Source organism: Xaviernesmea rhizosphaerae (assembly GCF_001938945.1).
GTDB lineage: Bacteria > Pseudomonadota > Alphaproteobacteria > Rhizobiales > Rhizobiaceae > Xaviernesmea > Xaviernesmea rhizosphaerae.
Window position 1 is genome coordinate 105,256 of the sequence record NZ_MKIO01000018.1, and the last position, 24,697, is coordinate 129,952.

Annotated in this window: 22 protein-coding genes; 13 read left to right on the top strand and 9 right to left on the bottom strand. The window is 65.1% G+C overall.

Translation table 11 applies throughout. The annotated features are described in order from the left end of the window. Window positions 1-63: 63 nt before the first annotated feature. Entirely contained in the window at window positions 64-1,521 is a 1,458-nt protein-coding gene (gene gltX, locus BJF92_RS02030) for a glutamate--tRNA ligase (RefSeq protein ID WP_075633100.1), read from the bottom strand. A 565-nt stretch (window positions 1,522-2,086) separates the two neighbouring features. Between gltX and BJF92_RS02035 the strand changes: the two genes are divergently transcribed. Then, complete coding sequence (locus BJF92_RS02035; protein WP_245294637.1) at window positions 2,087-3,040, top strand: sensor domain-containing diguanylate cyclase; 954 nt, start codon at window positions 2,087-2,089, stop codon at window positions 3,038-3,040. A gap of 172 nt (window positions 3,041-3,212) precedes the next feature. On the opposite strand, the gene BJF92_RS02040 is transcribed toward BJF92_RS02035, so the two are convergent. Both BJF92_RS02040 and BJF92_RS02045 read right to left on the bottom strand, forming a co-directional pair. Beyond that, window positions 3,213-3,959, bottom strand: a complete 747-nt coding sequence (locus tag BJF92_RS02040) for a TerC family protein (RefSeq protein WP_075633102.1) — start codon at window positions 3,957-3,959, stop codon at window positions 3,213-3,215. A 205-nt stretch (window positions 3,960-4,164) separates the two neighbouring features. Beyond that, window positions 4,165-4,881 (bottom strand): TetR/AcrR family transcriptional regulator, encoded by a 717-nt coding sequence (locus BJF92_RS02045; RefSeq protein WP_075633148.1) that lies wholly within the window; start codon window positions 4,879-4,881, stop codon window positions 4,165-4,167. A 131-nt stretch (window positions 4,882-5,012) separates the two neighbouring features. Here BJF92_RS02045 and BJF92_RS02050 point away from each other — a divergent pair, with 131 nt between their 5' ends. From BJF92_RS02050 to BJF92_RS02080, 7 genes are all read left to right on the top strand, one after another. After that, window positions 5,013-6,233: an HlyD family secretion protein gene (locus BJF92_RS02050; RefSeq protein WP_075633149.1), complete on the top strand. Its 1,221-nt coding sequence runs from the start codon at window positions 5,013-5,015 to the stop codon at window positions 6,231-6,233. A gap of 289 nt (window positions 6,234-6,522) precedes the next feature. After that, window positions 6,523-8,142, top strand: coding sequence for a DHA2 family efflux MFS transporter permease subunit (locus BJF92_RS02055; protein WP_075633103.1), 1,620 nt, complete (start codon window positions 6,523-6,525; stop codon window positions 8,140-8,142). A gap of 179 nt (window positions 8,143-8,321) precedes the next feature. Next, window positions 8,322-9,365 carry a LacI family DNA-binding transcriptional regulator gene (locus BJF92_RS02060; protein ID WP_075633104.1) on the top strand — a complete coding sequence of 348 codons (1,044 nt, stop codon included), beginning with the start codon at window positions 8,322-8,324 and terminating at the stop codon, window positions 9,363-9,365. A 57-nt stretch (window positions 9,366-9,422) separates the two neighbouring features. Then, window positions 9,423-10,877 carry a xylulokinase gene (gene xylB / locus BJF92_RS02065; protein ID WP_075633105.1) on the top strand — a complete coding sequence of 485 codons (1,455 nt, stop codon included), beginning with the start codon at window positions 9,423-9,425 and terminating at the stop codon, window positions 10,875-10,877. A 39-nt stretch (window positions 10,878-10,916) separates the two neighbouring features. Then, the gene (gene xylA, locus BJF92_RS02070) at window positions 10,917-12,224 is read left to right on the top strand and encodes a xylose isomerase (protein ID WP_075633106.1); all 1,308 of its coding nucleotides are present in this window, start codon (window positions 10,917-10,919) and stop codon (window positions 12,222-12,224) included. A gap of 275 nt (window positions 12,225-12,499) precedes the next feature. Continuing rightward, entirely contained in the window at window positions 12,500-14,020 is a 1,521-nt protein-coding gene (locus BJF92_RS02075) for a globin-coupled sensor protein (protein ID WP_075633107.1), read from the top strand. A gap of 301 nt (window positions 14,021-14,321) precedes the next feature. Continuing rightward, window positions 14,322-15,374, top strand: a complete 1,053-nt coding sequence (locus tag BJF92_RS02080; protein ID WP_075633108.1) for a sugar phosphate isomerase/epimerase family protein — start codon at window positions 14,322-14,324, stop codon at window positions 15,372-15,374. 105 nt (window positions 15,375-15,479) lie between these two features. Here BJF92_RS02080 and BJF92_RS02085 read toward each other — a convergent pair whose 3' ends face one another. Next, window positions 15,480-16,115, bottom strand: coding sequence for a CatB-related O-acetyltransferase (locus BJF92_RS02085; RefSeq protein WP_075633109.1), 636 nt, complete (start codon window positions 16,113-16,115; stop codon window positions 15,480-15,482). A gap of 174 nt (window positions 16,116-16,289) precedes the next feature. On the opposite strand from BJF92_RS02085, the gene BJF92_RS02090 reads away from it, so the two are divergent. The 3 genes from BJF92_RS02090 to BJF92_RS02100 all read left to right on the top strand — a co-directional run bounded on the left by BJF92_RS02090 (window position 16,290) and on the right by BJF92_RS02100 (window position 19,472). Next, on the top strand, window positions 16,290-17,474 hold the full coding sequence (locus BJF92_RS02090; RefSeq protein ID WP_075633110.1) for a Gfo/Idh/MocA family protein: 1,185 nt from the start codon (window positions 16,290-16,292) through the stop codon (window positions 17,472-17,474). A 161-nt stretch (window positions 17,475-17,635) separates the two neighbouring features. After that, on the top strand, window positions 17,636-19,003 hold the full coding sequence (locus BJF92_RS02095; RefSeq protein WP_075633111.1) for a GH1 family beta-glucosidase: 1,368 nt from the start codon (window positions 17,636-17,638) through the stop codon (window positions 19,001-19,003). 118 nt (window positions 19,004-19,121) lie between these two features. Then, window positions 19,122-19,472 (top strand): hypothetical protein, encoded by a 351-nt coding sequence (locus tag BJF92_RS02100; RefSeq protein WP_075633112.1) that lies wholly within the window; start codon window positions 19,122-19,124, stop codon window positions 19,470-19,472. A 31-nt stretch (window positions 19,473-19,503) separates the two neighbouring features. Here BJF92_RS02100 and BJF92_RS02105 read toward each other — a convergent pair whose 3' ends face one another. The 5 genes from BJF92_RS02105 to BJF92_RS02125 all read right to left on the bottom strand — a co-directional run bounded on the left by BJF92_RS02105 (window position 19,504) and on the right by BJF92_RS02125 (window position 23,161). After that, window positions 19,504-19,866: a VOC family protein gene (locus BJF92_RS02105; protein WP_075633113.1), complete on the bottom strand. Its 363-nt coding sequence runs from the start codon at window positions 19,864-19,866 to the stop codon at window positions 19,504-19,506. A 66-nt stretch (window positions 19,867-19,932) separates the two neighbouring features. Then, window positions 19,933-20,655, bottom strand: coding sequence for a helix-turn-helix transcriptional regulator (locus tag BJF92_RS02110; RefSeq protein ID WP_075633114.1), 723 nt, complete (start codon window positions 20,653-20,655; stop codon window positions 19,933-19,935). Between the two features lie 70 nt (window positions 20,656-20,725). Further along, a complete protein-coding gene (gene trhO, locus BJF92_RS02115; protein ID WP_075633115.1) occupies window positions 20,726-21,685 on the bottom strand; it encodes an oxygen-dependent tRNA uridine(34) hydroxylase TrhO in 960 nt (319 codons plus the stop codon). A gap of 118 nt (window positions 21,686-21,803) precedes the next feature. Further along, a complete protein-coding gene (locus tag BJF92_RS02120; protein ID WP_075633116.1) occupies window positions 21,804-22,694 on the bottom strand; it encodes a CHAD domain-containing protein in 891 nt (296 codons plus the stop codon). Then, window positions 22,694-23,161, bottom strand: a complete 468-nt coding sequence (locus BJF92_RS02125) for a CYTH domain-containing protein (protein ID WP_075633150.1) — start codon at window positions 23,159-23,161, stop codon at window positions 22,694-22,696. The genes BJF92_RS02120 and BJF92_RS02125 overlap by 1 nt, the downstream gene beginning before the upstream one ends. A gap of 277 nt (window positions 23,162-23,438) precedes the next feature. Between BJF92_RS02125 and BJF92_RS02130 the strand changes: the two genes are divergently transcribed. Beyond that, complete coding sequence (locus BJF92_RS02130; RefSeq protein WP_075633117.1) at window positions 23,439-24,077, top strand: 2-dehydro-3-deoxy-phosphogluconate aldolase; 639 nt, start codon at window positions 23,439-23,441, stop codon at window positions 24,075-24,077. Window positions 24,078-24,101: 24 nt separating this feature from the next. Then, window positions 24,102-24,638, top strand: a complete 537-nt coding sequence (locus tag BJF92_RS02135) for a nucleotidyltransferase domain-containing protein (RefSeq protein WP_075633118.1) — start codon at window positions 24,102-24,104, stop codon at window positions 24,636-24,638. The last annotated feature ends 59 nt before the right edge of the window (window positions 24,639-24,697 follow it).

A 24,697-nucleotide genomic window follows, 5' to 3' on the forward strand; every position in this document is an offset into this window, starting at 1 on the left:
CGAGGCGCGGCTTCGGCGATCATCCCGCCCGGTTCTTCTTGTCGGGCGAAAGGCGGGCGGCGCTTAGGCGCCGCTGCCGACCATGGAGGCGACGACGCCCGTGGCGATCTTCAGCCGCTGGCGCACGACCGAGCGGCCGAGCAGCGCCATGGAATCGAACAGCGGCAGCGAGCGCGACGAACCCGATATGGCGACGAAGAGCGGCGGGGTGACCACGCGCAGCTTCTTGCCGAGCCCGTCGGCCACGCCGCGCAGGGCGCCATCGATCGCCTCGACATTCCACTCGATCAGCTTTTCCAGATCGGCCTGGACGGCGTTGAGGATCGCCAGCGTCTCGGCCGGGCTGGTCTTCAGGCCGGCGAAGGAGGCAGGCGAAAGGCCGACATCGCCGGCAAGCAGGAAGCCGGCCAGCGGCGGCAGTTCGCCGAGGCGCGAAATGCGGCTCTGGGCAAGCTTCAGCCCTTCGGTCAGCCGGCCGTTCTCCATGGCCCATTCCAGCACGCGGGCAACAAACTGATCGGGCTCCAGCTTTTCGCGCAGCCAGCGGCCGTTCAGCCAGTCGAGCTTCTGCACATCGAAGATCGCGCCGGCCTTGGAGAGGTTGTCGGGATCGAACTTCTCGATCAACTCGGCCATGGTCAGCATCTCCTCGCCCTCAGCGATCTGGATGAAGAACAGGCCGAGGAAGTTCATCAGTGCTTCCGGCAGATAGCCGAGCGCGGAATAATAGGAGATCGAGGTCGGGTTCTTGCGCTTGGACAGCTTCGACTTGTCGGCATTGCGCATCAGGGACAGATGCATGAACACCGGCTGGTCCCAGCCGAAATAGCGGTAGAGCAGGATGTGCTTGGGCACCGAGGCCAGCCATTCCTCGCCGCGCGCCACATGGGTGATCTTCATCAGATGGTCGTCGATCACATTGGCCATGTGATAGGTCGGCATGCCGTCGGCCTTGATCAGCACCTGCATGTCGACCGAATCCCACGGAATCGAGACATCGCCATAGACACCGTCGGTGAAGTCGCAGGAGCCTTCCGTCGGGATCTTCATGCGCACCACCGAGGGCTCGCCGGCGGCCATGCGCGTGGTGACTTCCTCGGCCGTGAGATTGAGGCAGTGACCATCATATTTCGGCGGCTTGCCGGCGGCGCGCTGCGCCTCGCGCATCTGTTCCAGCCGCTCCGGCGTACAGAAACAGCGGAAGGCATGGCCCTTGTCCAGAAGCTCCTGGGCGTAGGGCTGATACATGTCCTTGCGGTCGGACTGGCGGTAGGGGCCATAGGGGCCGCCGACATCGGGGCCTTCCGCCCAGGTCAGCCCACACCATTTCAAGGCATCCAGCACCTTCTCTTCGAATTCCGGCGTGGAGCGCGTGGCGTCCGTATCCTCGATGCGCAGGATGAAGGTGCCGTTGTTCTTCCTGGCGAAGAGCCAGTTGAACAGCGCGATATAGGCAGTGCCGACATGCGGCTCGCCAGTGGGGGAAGGCGCAATGCGCACGCGGACGGGGGTGTCGGTCATGAAATCGGCTCGTGCTTCAAGCGTTTGGGCGGCCGCTGCGCGCGGCCCGCGCTGGGCAGGCGGCGGGCAGGCGTCCTGCGGGCTTACGGGGCGCGGGCCCTCATGCGCCGCTGCCGGCAGGAGAAGGCCTTGTCCCTTGGGCTCGGGTGAGACCATATTCCCCGTCACGCGTCAAGGAAAACGGGGGCGCACAGCCTGAGGGCGCCGGCCGATCCATCGCCTTGTCGCGCCGCGCCCGGTTTCCTCCCGTCATCCGTCCGTGTGGCTCAGCGATGCGCCGGATCACACGATCCTTCGGCAGGCCGGCTTTCCCCATCGCTTGCAGGGTCTGGTGACAGGGTTGGGTGGCAGGGTTTCAGGCAGACGGTCGTGTCTGTTTGATCGAAATTTAGTCATCCTGCCTACCTTCTGTTAACGGAAGCGGGCCTATGGTCTGCCATCGCATGATGCGAGGTTTAGGGACCAGATGGAAAAATTGGTCGATAAGGGGGCGCTGCCTGCGCCCCAGCATGGCTGTTTCACGAATGCCGACACGGAGCTGTCGGGCCTCGAACGGCAGTTGGACATGCGTGACAGGCAGATTCAGCAGCTGAGTGCCGAGCTTGCGCATCTGCGCAGGACCTTCAACCATGCCTCGGCCATGGCCCGGATCGGGGTCTGGGAATGCTCCCTTGCGGACAATTGCCTGACCTGGAGCGACGTGATCTACGACATGTTCGAGATCCCCCGCGCCGGCCGCTTCAACCGGGAAGAGGTGCTGGATCTTTACACGCCTGCCTCCCGCGCCGAGCTCGACATCAAGCGCGCCCAGGCGATCGCCGATTGCGGCAGCTTCTCCATGAATGCCGAAATCATCACCCGGCGCGGCAATCGCCGCTGGTTGCGCATCACCGCCAGTGTCGATGCCGACGAGGCCGGTCACCCCTTTCGCATTTTCGGCATGAAACAGGATATCACCGAAGAGCGCATGCATCTCAATCAGATCCGCGAACTGGCCGAGAACGACATGATGACGGGCCTGTCGAACCGCGCCCGGTTCCAGAGCGTGTTCTCGACCTTTTGCGAGCAGCATGCCGATGGCGAGGCTGGCCTGATGCTGATCGATCTCGACGGCTTCAAGGGCGTCAATGACACCTTCGGCCATCCGGCCGGCGATGCCTGTCTGAAGCAGGTCGCCATGCGGCTGAAGATCGCGCTTGGCCGGTCCGAGCTGGTCGCGCGCGTCGGCGGCGATGAATTTGCCGCGCTCCTGGCGCCACCGGTTTCGCTGGCCGAGGCCGAGGCCATGGCCTGGCGCGTGGTGGAGGTGCTGGGAGCGCCGATGTTCTACGAGGGGCAGCCCGTGGTGATCGGCGCATCCGTGGGGCTGGCCTTCGGCGGCGGCGCGGTCGGGCCGAGCTGCCTGTTTCGCCATGCCGATCTCGCGCTCTATGCCGCCAAGGATGCCGGTCGCAACCGGGTCTGTCTCTACGGCGCCGATCAGGCAGAAATGGCCGGCGCCCGCAGCCTGCGTGCCTGAGCCGCTGGCCTCTCGCCGCGGCACGTCTGGCTGACGCACATCCCTCCTGACCGATAGAAAAGAGAGGCGCGACCGGATCGCGCCTCTCTTCTTTTTCATCTCGGCCTGCTGTGTTTTTCACGTGGACCTGTTGTGGCGGATGCCGGCGGCCCTGGGGGGCGCCGACATTGCCTCAATGCCCGCTCTTCTGCTTCTCGCGCCGGCGGCGCGCGGCCATGTTGAGCACCTCCACCAAAGCAGAGAAGGCCATGGCAGCGTAGATATAGCCCTTGGGCACGTGGAAGCCCATGCCGTCGGCAATCAGCGTCGCGCCGATCATCAGCAGGAAGCCCAGCGCCAGCATGACGATGGTCGGGTTGCGGGCGATGAAATTGGCGAGGGGGTTGGCCGCCAGCAGCATCACGGTGACGGCGGCGATGACGGCGACGATCATGATCGGCAGATGCGGCGTCATGCCCACCGCCGTGATGATCGAATCCACGGAGAAGACCAGGTCGAGCAGCAGGATCTGGCCGATGGCGGCATTGAAGCTCAGGCTCGCACCCTTGCCCACCATGTCTTCCTTGTGATCGACGGGGTCCACCGTGTGGTGGATCTCCTTGGTCGCCTTCCACACCAGGAAAAGACCGCCGGCGATCAGGATCAGGTCCTTCCAGGAGAAGGGATGGCCGAACAGCTCGAAGACCGGGGCCGTCAGCTTGACGATCCAGGCGACGGTGCCGAGCAGCGCCAGGCGCATGACCAGCGCAAGGCCGATGCCGATGCGCCGTGCCCGCTCGCGCTGCGCTTCGGGCAGCTTGTTGGTCAGGATCGAGATGAAAATCAGATTGTCGATGCCCAGTACCACTTCCATGACGACGAGCGTCACGAGCGCAATCCAGGCTGTCGGGTCTTGCACGAGCTGCAGAATCTCCTGCATCAGGGCTATGTCCTTCCTCGGTCGGGTCGGCCGCGGAACGCCACCGTGCACGCGTCTGTCTTCAAGAGGCGCGAACGGGCGGGCGGCAGCGCCTTATGGCGCGTGCCACCATATCTATTAGCTCTTTTGGGAACGGCAAGCCGATGCGCGCATGACAGGACGATCCGGCGCAGGAATCTTCGGGCGTCCCTGCGACGAACCCAGGCTACAGCTCGGCCAGCGCCGGCTCCTTCGGCCGAACACCGGAGGCCGGGGCATAGCCAAGGATAAACAGGCGCACGGCGGAGGCCACCATGCGGGCGATCTCCGCCGCGTCGGGTGCGGCAGGCAGGTCGTTGAAAAGGCGGCGCTTGAACACGCCGGCCGTGCACAGGTCGATGAATTGCCGCGCGGCGAGATCGGTATCCTCGATCTCCAGCCGTTCCGCCGCGACGTGGCGATCGAGAAAGGCCTTCAGCACGGTATAGACATTTTCAGGCGTGGCGGAGAAGAAGCGCTTGGTCAGGTGCGGCATGCGCGCCTGCACCGACAGGACCGAGCGCATGGCGCAGATCGTGCTTTCCGAGCAGACATGGGTGGCGAAGCGGATGCCGAAGCCGGTGAGCATGTCGGCGATCGGCGCGGAATCGTTCAGCGTATCCTTGACGTTGCGCACGAAGCGCGTGCGCTCCTCCTCGATCAGGCGACAGAAGAGGTCTTCCTTGTTGTCGAAATAGACATAGATCGTGCCCTTGGAGACGCCTGCTTCCCGCGTGATGTCGTTCATGCTGGCGGCATCGAAGCCGAGCCGCATGAAGACGGTCTTGGCGCCCGCCAGGATCTGCTCGCGCTTGGCCGGATCCGCCCCGGCCACGCGCCGCCCGCCGCAGGCATCATCCCGCGTGGCGCTCTCCGCTTTCGCCGTGTTTTTCGCTTCGTTCATCATGGTCAGCCTTTCGAACCGCCGGGTTCGATTTCCTCTTGATATGGGCGAAGGATCGGCTTATGTCAATTCGAACCGAACGGTTCGGTCCGATCTTTCGCTTTTCTCCTTCTCTTCGCGGGTATGCTTCCATGGCAGCCAAGACCACTTCCAGCGCGGCGCATGTGCGCCCTGTCGAGACCTCTGCAGACGATCAGCCGGATGTGGCGCGCGACAGCCAGCCCGCCGCGGAGGCACGCCCCCAGGAGGGTAAGACTGCCGGGGCGGCTCCGGCCGCCACTGCGGCGCCGGCCAAGAAGCGCCGCGGCCTTCTTCTGCCGGTCATCGGTCTCGCCGTTCTGGCGGCTGCCGGCTGGTATGGCCATGACTGGTGGACCAACGGGCGCTTCATGATTTCCACCGACGACGCCTATATCGAGGGCGACATCGCCGCGATCGCGCCGAAGGTCTCCGGCTATGTCGAGAGCGTGCCCGTCATCGCCAACCAGCACGTCAAGGCCGGCGATCCGCTTGTCGTGCTCGATGGCGGCGATTACCGCATCGCGCTTGATCAGGCCGAGGCGCAGATCGCGACCGAGAAGCTGTCGCTCGCCCGCTTCGACGCGCAGATCACGGGCGCCGTGGCTGCCCGCGCGCAGGCCGAGGCACAGAAGGTGGCGCTGCAGGCAACGGTGCGCGGCGCGGAAATCACCCAGCGCCGCGAGAGCGATCTTACCTCCCGCTCGGTCGGCACGGCAGCCTCGCTCGATGCCGCCAATGTCGCCGTCGATCAGGCGCGCGCCAATCTTCTGGCCGCCGATGCCGGCATCGCTTCTGCCGATGCGAGCATCGCCGTCCTGAAGGCGCAGCGCGCCGAGGCCGAGAGCACGATCCGCTCGCTGGAGCTTGCTCGCGACAAGGCCGCCCGTGACCTCAGCTTCACCGTGCTGAAGGCGCCTTATGACGGCGTCGTCGGCAATGTCTCGGTGCAGAAGGGCGATCTCGTTTCCGTCGGTCAGCGTCTGGCGGCCCTGGTGCCGACCGAAGCGCTCTATATCGACGCGAATTTCAAGGAGACCCAGATCGCCGGTCTGGTGCCCGGCTCGAAGGTCAAGGTGCATGTCGATGCCTATGACGACAAGCCGATCGAAGGCACGGTGCAGTCGATCGCGCCGGCCTCCGGCTCGGTCTTCTCGCTGCTGCCGCCGGAAAACGCCACCGGCAACTTCACCAAGGTGATCCAGCGCGTTCCCGTGCGCATCAGCCTGCCGAAGGATGCCTTGGAAAGCGGTCGTCTGCGCGCCGGCCTGAGCGTTGTCGTCGATGTCGACAGCCGCACCGCACCGGGCGCCGCTGAAACGGCCGGCCGGTAAGCTCTGGCGCTGCACCGGCGCGTCATGGGTCGGCCAGGATTGGCCGGCCTGGATCGACCGGCCGGCGTAAGGCGACAGGCAGACCGATCGGCATTCGCGCCGGACAGGCTCCGGCGTGGATCATCCCGGGCAAGCCGGCGGGTCGGCTTGCGCGCATGACGACAGTATTTCCTTCAGACGAAACGAAGCCGCCGGCCGGCACGGGCGCGCGCCAAGCGCGATGGACCGCGACCCTCACGACGCTTCAGGCCCTGACGAGACGCAAGGGCAACAGGCGGAGACATCAGCCATGGCCTCAATTCAAACGGTCGGCTCGGGCGCGCGGCCCGCGCAGCAGCGTCCGGCAGCCCCGGCCCAGGCGCCCGTCGACGAGCGGATGGACCCCCGGCGCCTGATCGCCTTCTTCGCCATGGTCGTCGGCATGTTCATGTCGATCCTGGACATTCAGATCGTTTCCGCCTCGCTGGCCGAGATCCAGGCCGGCATTTCCGCGGGCTCCGACGAAATCGGCTGGGTGCAGACCTCCTATCTGATCGCCGAGGTCATCATGATCCCGCTGTCGGGCACGCTGGCGCGGATCATCTCCACGCGCGTGCTCTTTGCCAGCGCCGCCATCGGCTTCACCATCGCCAGCGCCATGGCCGCGACCTCGACCAGCATCGAGGAGATGATCATCTATCGCGCGCTGCAGGGCTTCATCGGCGGCGGCATGATCCCCTCAGTTTTCGCGGCGGCCTTCACCATCTTCCCGCCCTCCAAGCGCAATATCGTCTCGCCGATCATCGGCCTGATCGCCACGCTGGCGCCCACCATCGGGCCGACGGTGGGCGGCTATCTCAGCCACGCCTTTTCCTGGCACTGGCTGTTCCTGGTCAATGTGCCGCCGGGCATCGTCGTGGCCATCGTCACCTGGACCTATATCGACTTCGACAAGCCGAACCTGGCGCTGTTGAAGAAGTTCGACTGGTGGGGCCTCATCTCCATGGGCGTCTTTCTCGGCGCTCTCGAATATGTGCTGGAAGAGGGCAACACCAAGGACTGGTTCAGCGACGACAAGATCGTGCTGGGCGCGATCGCCAGCGCGCTTGCGGGGATCGTGTTCTTTTGGCGGGCTCTGACGGTGGATTTCCCCGTTGTCGATCTGCGCGCCTTCTCCAACCGCAATTTCGCCTTCGGCTCGCTCTTCTCCTTCATCATGGGCATCGGGCTTTATGGGCTGACCTATCTCTATCCGCTCTATCTCGGCCGTATCCGCCATTATGACTCGCTGATGATCGGCGAGACCATGTTTGTCTCGGGTCTCGCCATGTTCGTCACCGCGCCGATTGCCGGCATCCTCTCCGGCAAATTCGATCCGCGCGTGCTGATGGTCGCCGGCTTCTCCAGCTTCTCGCTCGGCACCTGGATCATGAGCGGGATCACCGCCGACTGGGATTTCTACGAGCTGCTGATTCCGCAGATCCTGCGCGGCTTCGGGCTGATGATGTGCATGGTGCCGATCAACAACATCGCGCTCGGCACGCTGCCGCGCGAGCGGATCGGCGGCGCCTCCGGCCTGTACAATCTGACGCGAAATCTCGGTGGCGCCCTGGGTTTGGCGATCATCAACACCCTGCTCACCCGCCGGCAGGACATTCATTATGCCCAGCTCTCCGAGCATGTGCAGTGGGGCAATCCGGCGGCGATGCACAAGCTGAATTCGATCGCGGGCAATTATGCCGCCCATGGCATCGACGGTCAGCTGGCCGCGATCAGGCAATTGTCCGGCATCGTGCAGACGCAGGCGGCGGTGATGTCCTTCTCCGACATTTTCGTTCTGCTGACCGGGCTGTTTTCCGCTCTGATCCTGTGCGTGGCCCTGATCAAGAAGCCGCAGGCGGTTCCCGCAGGCGCCGGCGGCGGCCACTGATCTGGCAGACCGCGCGCCCGGCGCGGCCATGACGGTTCTCTCGGATCGATCGTGAGAGGGATGGCGCCAGCCTAAAGAGGCCGGCGCCATTTTTTCGAGCGCGATCTGACATACGTACGTCAGATTTTGATTTACGTATCTCAGAATCTGTCCTATGCCTGCTTCAGGGAGGAAGGAGCATGCGGCCGACGGTGCACGACATCGCGGCGGAAGCCGGCGTCAGCCTGGCCACCGTCGATCGGGTTCTGAACGCGCGTGTGGGCGTGCGCGCCGAAACGCGCGAGCGCGTCCAGGCGGCGGTGACGCGTCTCGGCTATGTTCGCGATGTGGCGGCCGCCAATCTGGCCAAGAGCCGCAGCTATGCCATCCGCTTCATCCTGCCGGATGGCGACAATCCCTTCATGCATGCCCTGAAAGCTCATGTTCTCCAGGTCGGCGATCCCGCGACGCGGCTTGGCGGGCTGGAGCGGCTTGCCGTTTCGCTGGACCCCGTGCCGTCGCTGGATGCCGTCGCGCTGGCAGCCGCGCTCGACAGGGCCGGGGAGCAGAGGCCTGCCGGCATCGCCGTCGTGGCCGTGGATGCTCCCGAGGTCGAGGCGGCGATCGGCAGGCTGACCGCGCGCGGCATTCCCGTGGCGACGCTGGTCTCGGACCTGCCGGCATCCGGCCGCAGGCATTTCGCCGGCATCGACAATATCGCGGCCGGACGCACGGCCGGCGGGCTGATGCGCCGCTTTCTTTCCGGCCGGTCCGGGCCGGTGGCGGTGATTGCCGGCTCGCTGACGCTGCGCGACCATCGCGAACGGCTGAGCGGCTTTGCCGACGTTCTTGCGCAAGGGGCTCAGGCGCTCAACCTTTTGCCGGTTCTGGAGGGCGGGGACGATCCCGTCAGGGTCGAGGCGCTTGCCGGCAGGCTCATTGCCGAGGTGCCGGATCTTGCCGGCATCTACAGTCTCGGCGCCGGCGACCAGGGCCTGATCCGCGCACTCTCCGCTGCGCCGGAGCGCCGGCCGCAGGCGGTGCTGCTGCACGAGCTTTCGCCGCATACGCGCCAGGCGCTGGAGGCCGGCCTGGTGGATGCTGTGCTGGCGCAGGATCCCGGCCATATCGCCCGCAGCGCCGTGCGCGTGCTGCGCGCCTTCGCCGATGGCACGAGCTTTGACCCGGCGCAGGAACGCATCCGCATCGATATTTTTCTCAAGGACAACCTGCCGCCCGGCTGAGCCCGTCAGGCCGGGACGGCAGCGTCCCTCAGCGCTTTCCTCACAGGAGACTAAGGCATGTTTCTCGGCATCGATCTCGGCACATCCGGCGTCAAGGCGCTCTTGATGGACGAGGCCCAGCGCATCGTCGGCTCGGCGTCCGCTTCGCTGACCGTGTCGCGTCCGCATCACGGCTGGTCCGAGCAGGACCCGGCCGACTGGATCCGCGCCACGCAGGAGGCCATTGACGGGCTGAAATCCGCTCATCCGGCCGAGCTCGCCGCCGTCAAGGGCATTGGCTTGTCCGGCCAGATGCATGGCGCGACGCTGGTCGACGCCGCGGACCAGGTGCTGCGGCCCTGCATCCTGTGGAACGACACGCGCAGCGCCGAACAGGCCGCGCGGCTCGATGCCGATCCGCGCTTCCGGGCGCTGACGGGCAATATCGTCTTCCCCGGCTTCACCGCGCCCAAGCTCGTCTGGGTCAAGGAAAACGAGCCCGACCTCTTCGCCAAGGTGGCGAAAGTGCTGCTGCCAAAGGATTATCTGCGCCTCTGGCTGACGGGCGAACATATTTCGGAAATGTCCGATTCGGCCGGCACCTCCTGGCTCGATACGGGCAAGCGCGCCTGGTCCGACGACCTTCTGGCGGCAACCGATCTTTCGCGCGCGCAGATGCCGGCGCTGGTCGAGGGCACGCAAGCCGGCGGGCAGCTGAAGGCGGATCTTGCTGCGCGCTGGGGCATGGGCGCAAGCGTCGTCGTGGCCGGCGGGGCGGGCGACAATGCGGCCTCGGCCTGCGGCATGGGCACGGTGGCGGAAGGTCAGGCCTTCGTTTCGCTCGGCACATCCGGCGTCCTGTTCGCTGCCAATGACCGCTATCTGCCGAACCCGGAAAGCGCCGTGCATGCCTTCTGCCATGCGCTGCCCGGCACCTGGCACCAGATGGGCGTGATCCTCTCGGCCACCGATGCGCTGAACTGGCTTTCCGGCGTCACCGGCACCCCGGCCGCCGGGCTCACCGCAGCGCTGGGCGAGACGCTGAAGACACCCGGTGGCGTCACCTTCCTGCCTTATCTCTCGGGCGAGCGCACGCCGCACAATGACGCGGCCATTCGCGGCGCGCTGATCGGCCTTTCCCATGAGAGCGACCCCGCAGCGCTGACTCAGGCGGTGCTCGAAGGCGTGGCCTTCGCCATCCGCGACAGTCTGGAAGCGCTGAAGAGTGCCGGCACCACGCTCGATGCCGTCACGGCCATCGGCGGCGGCTCCCGCTCGCATTATTGGCTGAAGGCGATCGCAACGGCACTCGGCCTGCCGGTGGCCTTGCCCGCCGATGGCGATTTCGGCGCTGCCTTCGGCGCGGCCCGGCTCGGCCTCGTCGCCGCGACAGGCGCGGATCCCCGGCAGGTCTTCACGGCGCCGGCGACCGCGCAGACCATCCTGCCCGATCCTGCCTTGGCGGAGGCTTTCGAGGAGGCCTATGGCCGCTACCGCGCGCTTTACCCCGCCATCCGGCCGCTGTCGCACTGACGGCAGGCCTTCATTCATCACATCACGGAGGAGACACCCATGAGCACCGGATTTTTCGGCGATATCCAGAAGATCAAATTTGAAGGCCCCGACAGCACCAATCCGCTGGCCTTCCGGCATTACAATCCCGACGAGATGGTCATGGGCAAGCGGATGGAAGACCATCTGCGCTTTGCCGTGGCCTATTGGCACAGCTTCGTCTGGCCGGGCGGCGATCCCTTCGGCGGCCAGACCTTCGAGCGCCCCTGGTTCAAGGACACGCTGGATGCCGCCAGGCTGAAGGCCGACGTCGCCTTCGAATTCTTCCAGCTGCTCGGCGCGCCCTACTACTGCTTCCACGATGCCGACGTGCGTCCGGAAGGCCGGGACTTCAAGGAGAACACCGCCAATCTCAACGCCATCGTCGATCACTTCGAGAAGAAGCAGGCCGAAACCGGCGTCAAGCTGCTCTGGGGCACGGCGAACCTGTTCTCGCACCGCCGCTACATGTCGGGCGCGGCCACCAATCCGGATCCGGATGTCTTCGCTTTCGCCGCCGCCACGGTAAAGACCTGCATCGACGCCACCCATCGCCTCAATGGCGAGAACTACGTTTTGTGGGGCGGCCGCGAGGGCTATGAGACGCTGCTCAACACCAATCTGAAGCAGGAGCTGGACCAGCTCGGCCGCTTCCTCAATCTGGTGGTGGAGTACAAGCACAAGATCGGCTTCAAGGGCACGATCCTGATCGAGCCGAAGCCGCAGGAGCCGACCAAGCACCAGTATGACTACGACGTCGCCACCGTCTATGGCTTCCTGAAGACCTATGGCCTGGAGAACGAGGTCAAGCTCAACATCGAGCAGGGCCATGCCATCCTTGCCGGCCATTCCTTCGAGCACGAGCTGGCGCTGGCCAATGCGCTCGGCGTCTTCGGCTCGATCGACATGAACCGCAACGACTACCAGTCCGGCTGGGACACCGACCAGTTCCCCAACAATGTGCCCGAGATGGCGCTGGCTTATTATCAGGTTCTTGCGGGCGGTGGCTTCACGACGGGCGGCACCAACTTCGATTCCAAGCTGCGCCGCCAGTCGCTCGACCCGGAAGATCTGCTGATCGGCCATATCGGCGGCATGGATTGCTGCGCCCGTGGTCTGAAGGCCGCCGCGCGGATGATCGAGGACGGCGCCCTCTCCAATCCGCTGGCCGAGCGCTATGCCGGCTGGGCGACGGACGAAGGCAAGAAGCGCCTGACCGCCCTTTCGCTCGAAGACCTGACGCAGCTGGTCGAAAGCTCCGGCCTCAACCCGCAGCCGCGCTCCGGCAAGCAGGAGCTGCTCGAAAACATCGTCAATCGCTATGTCTGAGCGATGAAAAAGGCCGGTTCGCCGCAAGGCGGGCCGGCAACATCTTCCGCCGCTCGTCAAAGGGGCGGCGGATTAAATGGTTGTTAGTCCCTTACTGTAATTGTTCAGCCTTAAGTCGATTTTTTCCATGAGTGCAAGCATCGTGGCCGCGTGCGACAGGCGGGGCCGGACGAGGATCCGGCCAGGCAGGCCGGGGCCGCGATCGCTCTCATGAAGGACATGTCTGCCGCCGCATCGCATGAGGGGTGCGGCGGATGCGTTGCTGAGGGGCAAGGATGAGCGACCACCACACCGTTTCCCAGGAACTCAAGGCGCGGCTCGACTTCGTCGATTTCGGGCAGAGGCAGGCCGAGGTTCTGGCCGAGGCGCTGCCGACCATCGTCGCGTCGATCGGGCCGGCGCTCGAGCGATTCTACGGGAAGGCGGCCACGCATCCGCATACGGCGAGCTTCTTTCGCGATCGCGCGCATGTGGAGGCGGCCAAGCAGCGCCAGGCGCAGCATTGGCAGTCGATCGCCTCGGGTCGTTTCGATGCCGATTATGTCGGCAGGGTCACGGCGATCGGCAAGGCGCATGCCCGCATCGGCCTGGAGCCGCGCTGGTATATTGGCGGCTATTCCCTGATTCTCGAAACCCTGCTGAAAAGCGTGATCGAAAGCCAGCTCAAGGGCTTCCTGACCCGCGGCAAGGCCGGCGGGCTGGGCGAAAGCGTGGCCGCCGTGGTCAAGGCCGCGCTGGTGGACATGGACTATGCCATCGCCGTCTATCTCGATGCCCTGCGCGAGGAGCGCGAACAGGTAGAAGCCAAGCAGGCGGCGGCGGCCCGCGAGCAGGCGGTTGCGCTCGCCGCGCTGGAGCGCGCGCTTTCGGCGCTCGCCGATGGCGACCTGACGAACCAGATCCGCGAGCCGCTGGCGCCGCAGTTCGAAAGCCTGCGGGAAAATTTCAACCGGGCGCTCGACCGGCTCGACAGCACCATGGGCTCGGTGGTGAGCAGCGCCGAAGAAACGGCCAACAATGCCGACGAGATGCTTTCGGCAGCCGACGATCTCGCCCGCCGCACCGAGCGCCAGGCCGCCTCGATCGAGCAGACGGTGACCGCACTTGAGCAGATCACCACCATCTCCAACCAGTCCGCCAGCCGCACCGATGCCGCCCGCGCCATGGTCGCCCAGGCCAATGAGGAAGCGGGCCGCTCCGGCACCGTGGTTTCAGAGGCGGTGGCGGCGATGAGCGCGATCGAGGAATCCTCGCGCAAGGTAACGCAGATCATCGGCGTGATCGACCAGATCGCCTTCCAGACCAACCTCCTGGCGCTCAATGCCGGTGTCGAGGCCGCGCGTGCTGGCGATGCCGGCAAGGGCTTTGCCGTGGTGGCTCAGGAGGTGCGCAACCTCGCGCAGAAATCGGCCGATGCCGCCCGCGAGATCAAGTCGCTGATCGACCATTCCTTTTCCGAGGTGCTGCGCGGCGTGTCGCTGGTCAACCGGGCCGGCGAGGCGCTGCAGACCATTGGCAACCAGGTGGTCAGCATCAACGAACATATCGACGCCATTGCCGGTTCGGCGCGCGAGCAGGCGGTGGGAATCGCCGAGATCAATTCCGCCATCGGCAGCATGGACCAGTCGACCCAGCAGAACGCCGCCATGGTCGAGGAAACCAATGCCGCCACCCACGCGCTCGCCGAGGTCAGCGGCAATCTCCGGCATCTGATTTCCCAGTTCCGCACCTCGTCCAGCCTCGCCCGGTCGGGCGGCGCGAGCGCGGCCGAAACGCAATGGCGCCGCGCGGGCTGACACGGCGCTGATCGTCTCCTGCCGGGGAGGGCGCACGCCGCAAAGGCGTGGCGCCAGCTTTCGCATGCCTATTTAAGACATTGAAAAAAAGTAAAAAATTCGTTTTCACAAGCGCGTTTTCACACCATCCGTGCTTGCCTCTCCGCAACAAGATGCTACCTTCCGCCCGCACGGAAACGTTTTCGATCGTTCGGTGCGGCACGGTGTCCCCCTGCAGGAGGCAGGCGCGGGGCCCAAGATCCGGTCCGGCATGGCCACGTCTTGACGCAGGGGCCGGGATCATCAGGCGGGAGGAGAAGACATGAAGACGATCAAGGGGCCGGGCATCTTTCTCGGCCAGTTCGCGGGCGATGCGGCACCGTTCAATTCCTGGGATGCGATCACCAAATGGGCGGCCGACAAGGGCTATGTCGGCGTACAGGTGCCGACCTGGGCCGGCCAGCTGATCGACCTGAAGAAGGCATCGGAGTCCAAGGACTATTGCGACGAATTCGCCGGCAAGGCGCGCGAGAACGGCGTGGAGGTCACCGAGCTTTCCACCCATCTCCAGGGCCAGCTGGTGGCGGTTCATCCCGCTTATGACGAGGCCTTCGACGGCTTCGCGGCGCCTGAAGTGCGCGGCAATCCAAAAGCGCGCCAGCAATGGGCGGTGGAACAGGTGAAGATGGCGCTCAGCGCCTCGAAGAATCTCGGCCTGAAGGCGCATGCGACCTTCTCCGGCGCGCTGGCATGGCCCTTCATCTATCCCTGGCCGCAGCGTCCGGCAGGACTGGTAGAGACCGCCTTCGACGAGCTGGCCCGCCGCTGGCGGCCGATCCTCGACCATGCAGAGGACTGTGGCGTCGACGTCTGCTACGAGATCCATCCCGGCGAGGATCTGCATGACGGCGTGACCTACGAGATGTTCCTGGAGCGCACCGGCAACCATGCCCGTGCCTGCATGCTCTACGATCCCTCGCATTACGTGCTGCAATGCCTGGATTATCTCGACAATATCGACATCTACAAGGACCGCATCCGCATGTTCCATGTGAAGGATGCCGAGTTCAACCCGACCGGGCGCCAGGGCGTATATGGCGGCTATCAGGGCTGGGTCAACCGCGCCGGCCGCTTCCGCTCGCTGGGCGACGGCCAGGTGGATTTCGGCGCGGTCTTCTCCAAGCTCACCGCCAATGATTTCGACGGCTGGGCCGTGGTGGAATGGGAATGCGCCTTGAAAAACTCCGAGGACGGCGCCCGCGAAGGGGCCGAGTTCGTCAAGGCGCACATCATCCGCGTCACCGACAAGGCCTTTGACGACTTTGCCGCCGGCGGCACGGACGAGGCCGCCAACCGGCGCATGCTCGGGCTTTGATGTTCTAGAGCATCGGACTGAAATTCGGATACATTCCGATGCTCTATTTTTTGTTTTTGCATCGGATTTTTCCGAAAACCGGTTCCCACTTTTCGGTCCGATGCTTTAAGCCAGCGCTTTCAGAGCGTCGATATCGCCGCTTTCAAGGATGGAGAGATTGGCTTCGAGCTTGTCGAGAGGCCAGTCCCACCAGGCGACCTGGAGAAGGAGGTCGATCACCTCTTGCGGATAGCGCATGCGAATGAGGCGGGCGGGATTGCCGCCGACAACGGCATAGGGCGGCACGTCCCGGCTGACCACGGCTTCCGCCGCGACAATGGCGCCATGACCGATCGTCACGCCGGACATGATCGTGGCATTGTGGCAGATCCAGACATCGTGGCCGACGATCGTGTCGCGGTAGGGCAGGTTCGGATAGCCGAAGGTTTCCGGCGTGAAGATGCGGAACGGATAGGTCGTGAAACCATCCATCGGATGGTTGGCATCGGCGCTGATGAAATAGCTGCCCCGGGCGATCTGCACATAGCGGCCGATCACGAGCTTTTCCCTGCTGCTTTCGAAGAGGTAGGGCGCGAGGATGCCGGCCGTCTCTTCGACGCTGCCGGAATGGGTGTAGTAGCTGAAATCGCCGATCTCCATGCGCGGATGGGTGATCGCATGTTTGAGGTGAACGGTATCCCGATAGACCATGCCATTGGGCAGGGTGATGGGATGCAGGGCGTCGGCATTGAGCACTGGCATGATGATGACCTTGAGACAAAGCTGAGTGTTTCCGCAGCGTGGCAACTGCAGGTGATGAAACGACCTCTTGGCCTTGAAGCTCAGCGGTTCATTGTCAGGGCATCCTCTTGATAAGAGGGGATGATAAGAGATTCTTTCAAAAAAGACAGCCGAAATGGCTTGAGGAGGACAGAGATGGCGATTGAAAGCAGCAATGAAACGAAGCGTGAAGCGCCGATCCGTCTGGGCATGGTCGGCGGCGGCGCCGGCGCCTTCATCGGCGCGGTGCATCGCATTGCCGCGCGGATCGACGGGCAGTTCCAGCTGGTGGCCGGCGCGCTGTCGTCCACGCCTGATAAGGCGAAGGCCTCCGGCCTCGAGCTCGGTCTCGACCCCGAGCGCACCTATTCCGATTTCCGCGAGATGGCGATCCGCGAATCCGAGCGCTCTGATGGCATCGAGGCGGTGGCGATCGTCACGCCGAATCATGTGCACTATGCGGCGGCCAAGGAATTTCTGGAGCGCGGCATCCATGTGATCTGCGACAAGCCGCTGACCTCCACGCTCGACGACGCCCGGGCGCTCCAGGCCCTGGTGGAAAAGAGCGATGCTCTGTTCGTGCTCACGCACAATTACACGGGATACCCCATGGTGCGCCAGGCGCGCGCCATGGTGGAGGAGGGCGCGATCGGCGCCGTGCGGCTGGTGCAGATGGAATATCCGCAGGACTGGCTGACGGAGGCGGTCGAGAAGTCCGGCTCCAAGCAGGCCGGCTGGCGCACCGATCCCGCCCAGTCGGGCGCCGGCGGCTCCACCGGGGATATCGGCACTCATGCCTATAATCTCGGCTGCTTCGTCTCGGGACTGGAGCTGGACGAGCTTGCTGCCGATCTCGACAGTTTCGTCGAGGGCCGCGCGCTCGACGACAATGCCCATGTGATGATGCGCTTCAAGGAGAAGGACGGCGTGCGGGCCAAGGGCCTTCTCTGGTGCAGCCAGGTGGCGCCGGGCAATGAGAACGGGCTGCAGCTGCGCATCTATGGCACCAAGGGCGGCCTGGAATGGACGCAGAAGGACCCGAACTATCTCTGGTACACGCCCTTTGGCGAGCCGAAGCGGCTGATCACCCGCGCCGGCGCCGGCGCCGGCCCGGCCGCCGCCCGCGTCACCCGCACCCCCAGCGGCCACCCGGAAGGCTATCTGGAAGGCTTCGCCAACATCTACATGGAAGCCGCCCGCGCCATCCAGGCCGCCCGCAACGGCGTGGCGGTCGATGCCGACGTGATCTATCCGACCATCGAGGACGGCATGAAGGGCATGCTCTTCGTCGATGCCTGCGTCCAGTCCTCGAAGCAGAACGGGGCGTGGGTCAAGGTCTGATCATCGCTTCCGCCGGGCCGACGTCCTCTGGTCGCCGGCCCGGCTTTTGATGTCCTTGCGGGAGCTGACATCCGAGGCCGCTCCTGTTGTTGCCCAATTGACTTTTCTCCCGTTCGGTTTACTGCAACGTTTCAGTTCTCACCTGAACCGGACCCGCTGCCATGATCGATCCCCAGACGCTCGCCGCCCGTTTCCCTGCCGAATTCCTGTTCGGCGTTGCCACGGCCTCTTTCCAGATCGAGGGCGCGTCGAAGGCCGATGGCCGCAAGCCGTCGATCTGGGATGCATTTTCCAACATGCCGGGCCGGGTCTTCGGAAGGCACAATGGCGATGTCGCCTGCGATCATTACAACCGGCTCGAGGAGGATCTGGACCTGATCCAGAGCCTCGGCGTCGATGCCTATCGCTTTTCCATCGCCTGGCCACGCGTCATTCCCGATGGCACAGGGCCGATCAATGAGAAGGGGCTGGATTTCTACGACCGGCTGGTCGACGGATGCAAGGCGCGTGGCATCAAGACCTTCGCCACGCTTTATCATTGGGATCTGCCGCTGACCCTTGCCGGCGACGGCGGCTGGACGGCGCGCTCGACGGCTTACGCCTATCAGCGCTATGCCAAGACGGTGATTGCCCGGCTGGGCGACCGTCTCGATGCGGTGGCGACCTTCAACGAGCCCTGGTGCTCCGTCTGGCTCAGCCATCTCTATGGTATTCACGCGCCGGGCGAGCGCAGCATGGACGCCGCGCTGCATGCGCTGCACTATACCAATCTCGCCCATGGTCTCGGCGTGCAGGCGATCCGCGAGGCGCAGCCGGAACTGCCTGTGGGCATCGTCATCAATCCCATGCATGTCATCCCCGGCAGCGACAGCGAGGCCGACCGGCAGGCGGCCGAGCGCGCCTTCGACTTCCATAATGGCGTCTTCTTCGGCCCACTGTTCAAGGGCGCCTATCCGGAAAGCGTCCTGAGCGCGTTCGGCGCGCGGATGCCGGCAGTGGAGCCGGAGGATCTGGCCATCATCAGCCAGCCGCTCGACTGGTGGGGCATCAATTATTACACGCCGATGCGCGTGGCCCATGATCCGGCCGAGGGGGCGGAATTCCCGGCGACGGTCTCCGCGCCGCCGGTGAGCCAAGTGAAGACCGATATTGGCTGGGAGGTCTTCGCCCCGGCTTTGGGCGACTGCATCCGCACGCTCAATGCCCGGTACGACCTGCCGGCCTGCTACATCACCGAGAACGGCGCCTGCTACAATATGGGCGTGGTCGATGGCGTGGTGGACGACCAGCCGCGGCTCGACTACATCGCCGACCACCTGCAGGTCACGGCCGACCTGATTGCCGAAGGCTATCCGATGAAGGGCTATTTCGCCTGGAGCCTGATGGACAATTTCGAATGGGCCGAGGGATATCGCATGCGGTTCGGCATCGTCCATGTCGATTACGATACGCAAGCGCGCACCATCAAGAAGAGCGGCCACTGGTATCAGGCACTGGCAAAAGCGCATTCGGCTGCCGCCAGCGCGTGAAACCGACGGACGGGATCGAGGGCATGAGGCGCGCTGCGTTCGCCTCATGCGTGAAATTGCTGGAAGCTGCACGTCTCTTGCGCTAGCCTCATAAGCTCACGCTTGGGGAGCGCTCGATATGGCCCGTTTTGTCCTGCAGCAGCCTCTGTCTCTTCACCAGCCTTTTTCCGGCGATGTGACCCAGACCATCAATCCCTGGACCTGGGTCTTCTCGCCGCAGAACGTCCAGATCGGCCTGTTCAACATCGACCTCGGCCCCTCGGGCGATCCGCAGGTGGAGGCCGAGGTTTTGCGCGATGTGGCGAGCTATGGCCGGCAGATCGGCCGCTGCCAGGATGTGCTGGCCATCCTGCTCGACCGGCTGGAAGCGGTGGAGACGTTGCAAGGTGCCGACCGCGACGCCGCCGAGGATTTCCGCTCTTTGCTGCGCGAGATCGGCAAGGTCAAGAAGCGCAAGGGCAAGCGGTAGGCCAACGAGACGGCAGTCTGCGCGGCCCGGCTCAAACCGACAGGACGAACGCCCGCAGGCGGTGCCCGTCGGGATCGGCGACGGTGAAGGTGCGGCCGAAATCCATCGTGGTGACGGGCTGAAGCAAAGTGAGGCCGAGCGCTGTCCACCGCGCCAGCGTGACGGCAAGTTCCGCCTCGGTTTCCAGCGGAAAGCCGATTTCCAGCGCGCCGGGATCGGCCATGACGGCCGGCTGGACAGCGTCGCGCCGCCAGAGGCCGAAGCGCACCGTGTCGAGCGCGAAGAGGGCGAAGCCCGGCGATTGCTCGACCGGCGTGCGGCCGGTGATTTCCCGGTAAAGCGCGGCGCTCCTGGCAACATCGGTGACATAAAGCAGGAGATAGCTGGGGTTCATGGCAGGCGTCCTTCTGATCTGGCCGGTCCCTGTTGCCGGCGCAGAAGGAGATGCGCCCGCGCGCTGTCAGTTTCTGTCAGGAGCGTTCAGAGACTGCAGCCGGACGGGCCGCCTTTCCAGCTGTTGCCGCCGCCATTCGGCCAGAAGCTGGGCCCGGCGCTTCGGGTAGCGCTGGTCGAGGCGCAGGAGATTGTCGATGCGGTCGGTGCGGAAATGGCGGATCGCGCCGCGCAGCTCGCACCAGGCGATCAGGATGCGCGTGGTCTCGAAAAAACCCAGTGCGAAGGGCCAGACGATGCGCTGGCTGACGGCGCCCGCGCCATCGCGATAAGCGAGGTCGAGCTTGATCTCGGCGCGGATGGCGGCGCGCAAGCTCGCGGTGTCGATGCGCTCGGCTTCCTGGCGGGCGGGCCCGACCAGAAGGTTCTGCTGCTGCAGACGCTCGGCCAGCGGCGCCGGAAGCACCGCCTCGATCTTCGCCAGCGCCTGCTCGGCCGCGCGCGCCAGGTCACCATCGCCGCGCGCCGTCACCCAGCGTAAGCCCAGCGCCACGGCCTCGATCTCGTCCTCGCCGAACATCAGCGGCGGCAGGGTGAAGCCCGGACGCAGCACATAGCCGAGGCCGGCCTCGCCGGCGATATCGGCGCCCTGTCCGCGCAGCGTGTCGATATCGCGATAGAGCGTGCGCACGCTTACCCCTGTTTCCGCGGCCAGCGCCGCGGCGCTGACGGGAAAGCGGTGGCGGCGGAGAATCTCGATCAGCGTGATCAGCCGGCTGGCCCGCGACATGGATGGCGCTGCTCCTCGCAAGATGGCGGCCTGAGCATCGACCCGGAAACCGATCTCCGGTCCGAGGCTTTCAGCTTCCCAGATGCTGGATGCCGCGCTTGCGGGCGAGATCCATCTGCCGCTGGCGCTCGCGATAACGCGCCTTGTCTTCCTCGGAGCGGCTGTCGTGGCAATGCACGCAGGCCACGCCCTCCTCATGCAGCGGCGAGGCGAGGTCTTCAGGCGTCAGCGGCTGGCGGCAGGCATGGCAGAGCACATGCGCGCCCTGCTTCAGCCCATGAGTGATCGACACGCGCTCGTCGAAGACGAAGCAGGCGCCATCCCACAGGCTCTCCTCGGCCGGCATGTCCTCGAGATATTTGAGGATGCCGCCCTTGAGGTGATAGACCTCCTCGAAGCCTTCCGCCTTCATGAAGGCGGTCGCCTTTTCGCAGCGGATGCCGCCGGTGCAATACATGGCGATCTTGGGCTTGTTGTGCAGGCCGGGATTGTCGCGCACCCAGCCGGGGAACTCGCGGAAGCTCTTGGTCTTCGGATCGACCGCGCCGCGGAAGGTGCCGATCGCCGTCTCGTAATCATTGCGCGTGTCGATGACGATCGTGTCGGGATCGGAGATCAGCGCGTTCCAGTCCTTCGGATCGACATAGGTGCCGACGATCCGGTTGGGGTCGATGTTCTCGACACCCATGGTGACGATTTCTTTCTTCAGCCGCACCTTCATGCGCAGGAAAGGCATGGCGGCGGCGCGGCTTTCCTTGTGCTCAAGCCGGGAAAATTCCGGCTGGGCACGCAGGAAGGCGAGAAGCTCGGCGATCGCCGGGTCAGTGCCGGCCACGGTGCCGTTGATGCCCTCATGCGCCAGAAGCAGCGTGCCCTTGATGCCGCGCGCATCGCAGAAATCCTGCAAGGGCGCGCGGAAGGCCTGATAGCGGCTGAAATCCGCAAAGTGATAGAGGGCCGCCACCAGAACGGGCTCGGCCGCAGGCGGCTGCGCCGCCGTCGGGAAAGGGGGATCGATCATGTCGCTCATACCCCGTCAAATACCGCTTCCGGCGATGCGGCGCAATCGCGCGAAAGGGGCACATGGCAGCATCCCGTTCAAGACCTGGCCCGTTCTAGGCTTGGCCGGGAGCGCCTTCTGCGAAGGCTCAGCCGGCATCCTTCCAGAGCCGCTTGATCCGCCGCCGGTCGATCTCGGCATCGATCTCGTAAAGCGCTTCGGCCTTGACCAGCACTTTCTCGCGCCGCGCTTTCAATGTTTCGGCAAGGGCGGCCAGCAGCAAGGGACGGTCATGCTCGGAGAGAAGCTGCGTGTCATGCCCGATCACCTCGTGCAGCACGGCGAGATCGTTGACCGCGCCCAGATCTTCCGAAAGGGCCTTCAGCCGTCCTTCGCGCGCGTTCAGCGGCCCCGGCCAGGCATCGCGCAGGAGCAGATGGAAGAAGCGCCAGTCCTGCGCGCGCTTGCGCAGATCGTGAAAGGCGTCCGCCTCCGGTGCTTCGCGGCAGCGCTTCAGCGCGGCCTGCGCCCGGATTATGCTCTTGTGCCAGGCCTTGGCCAGCAGCGCATGCGGGGCGCCGGCCGTGGTCATCACGAAGCGGCTCGCCGCCTCGCGCGCCTCTTCAAGCGCGGCAAGGGTGGCCGGAAGATCGACGGCCTCGGCGCTTCCGGCAAGGGCGGCATGGCGGGCTTTCAGCGCATCGCCGGCGCGCGCCGCGGCCGCCGAATGCTCGCCCGTGCTGTCCGCTTCCAGCCGGGCGGCGGTCTCGATCAGCACGGCGCTGTCGCGCGTGGCCGAAAGGCCGCGGGCGATCTCGCGCAGCCTGGCATTTTCCTCGCGCTGGAAGAAGGGGGCCGCCGGGGCGATCAGGCGGTAGAGCCCGCGCGTCTTCTTCAGCGCGCGCCGGGATTTGTGAATGGCATGGGCCTCGCCTTCGGGCTGGTCGCGCAGGAGGAGAAGAGCGTGGTCCAGCTCGGCGGTGGCGATGCGGCGCACCGAGCGCGACAGCGGCTTGTCGGCGTGCAGACGATAGGCCATCACGCACCCTCAAGGCCGGCGGTGGCCAGCGCGAAGTTCGAGTAGCGATCGTCGCCGGTCACTTCCCGGCCCAGCCAGTCCGGCAGCGCCGGCTCCTCGTCTTCCGCGTCCATTTCGACCTCGGCCACGACCAGACCCTGATGTGCCCCGGCAAACACATCCACCTCCCAGGTATAGTCACCCCGGCGGATGCAATGGCGCGTCTTCTCGATGATCGTGCCAAAGGCCGCCTGCAGCAGTTCCTCGGCGTCTGGTACGGGAATGTCATATTCGAACTCGTCGCGCGTCATGCCGCCGCGGCCGATCTTGATGGTGAGACGCGCCCGGTCCTGGTTGAGGATGCGCACGCGCACGGCCCGGTCCTCCATCGATGCGATATAGCCCTGGCGGATGACGGACTGCTCATCCACCTCCTTTCGCCAGTCGTCGCTCTCGACCAGAAATTTGCGCTCGATTTCCTTTGCCATGCTCATCCCTGTCCGCCACCGGCCATTAAACGATGGCGGATCACCTAAGTCCTGTCACAATTCCTGCAGCTAATCCGATATGGCTCCTGTCTGGCAAGCGGCAAGGGCAGCGGCGCGGCGGGAATTCGTATAAGACGGTTGCGCCTCGACAAGCGCGCCGCGCGGCGTTATGTCGTGGGCAGGAATTCAATCGGTTTAAACTGGCGGGCGCGGTTTGCCCGACGGTCCACAACGCGGCGTATTCCACGCCCGCGAGCGAACGAGACAGGTCCATCCCATGAATGAGAAGACCCAGAAACTCCTTTCCGTCCTGAAGATGCAGCCGGTCGTTCCCGTGCTGATCGTCGAGGATGCCAAGAGCGCCGTGCCGCTCGCCCGCGCACTGGTCGAAGGCGGGCTGAAGGCGATCGAGATCACGCTGCGCACCCCGGCCGCGCTCGATGCCATCCGCGCCGTCGCCCAGGAAGTCGAAGGCGCCGTTACCGGCGCCGGCACCATCCTCAATGCTCTGCATTACGAGGATGCCGTGGAAGCCGGTGCGCAGTTCATCGTCAGCCCCGGCGCCACCGGCGAGCTGCTCGATGTTGCCGACGACCACGAAGCCTCCTTCCTGCCGGGTGCGGCCACGCCGAGCGAGATCATGGGCCTGCTCGAAGAAGGCTATGAGGTGATGAAGTTCTTCCCGGCCGAGCAGGCGGGCGGCGCGGCCTATCTCAAGGCTCTGTCCTCCCCCTTCGCCGGCACGCTGTTCTGCCCCACGGGCGGCATCTCGCTGAAGAACGCCAAGGACTACCTCTCGCTGCCCAACGTCGTCTGCATCGGCGGCTCCTGGGTCGCGCCGAAGGATCTCGTCGCCGCCGGCGACTGGGCCGGCATCACCCAGCTCGCCCGCGAGGCCTTCGAGTTGCGCGGCTGAGATTGAGGGCGGGGCGCGTCTGCCATGACCTTCCCCGCCACCAACACCGCCGGTCTCGTCCATGCGGTGCTGGCCTGCCTGGAGGCTGCCGACCTTCCCTGCCTGCTGTTCGGCGGCTGGGCGGAAGAGGCGCTTGGCCTGCGCCCCCCGGGTCCGCATGGCGATATCGATCTTGTTTATGTCGGGCCCGGCTTTGCCGGGCTCGATGCGTTTCTGGCTGGCGGCCAGCGTCTTTGCCCGCACGACACGCCGCTTCGGTCGCTTCCGGCAAAGCGTTTCCCGCACAAGCGCGCCTTTCTCGTGGAGGATGTGCTCTGCGAGATCCTGCTGGTCGACCTGCATGATGGCCTGCCGGCCACCTGCTTCTGGGGCGATACGCTGTTCTTCTGGGAGAGGCCGCTGGCCGAGGCGACGCCGGCCGTGCTGGGCGGGCTTCCTGTGCCCGTCATGAGCCGGGCCAATCTCCTTGCCTATCGCGCCCTCCATCGCGAAACGCAGCCCTGGCGATGGCACGATGCAACACTGTCGGAAGCGCAGGCTCCCGATCTCCCGGCGTTCTGACATTCGCTTGATCGCCCTTTGTCAGGCGCGATGGCCCTCCTATCTCCCGAAGCGATTAT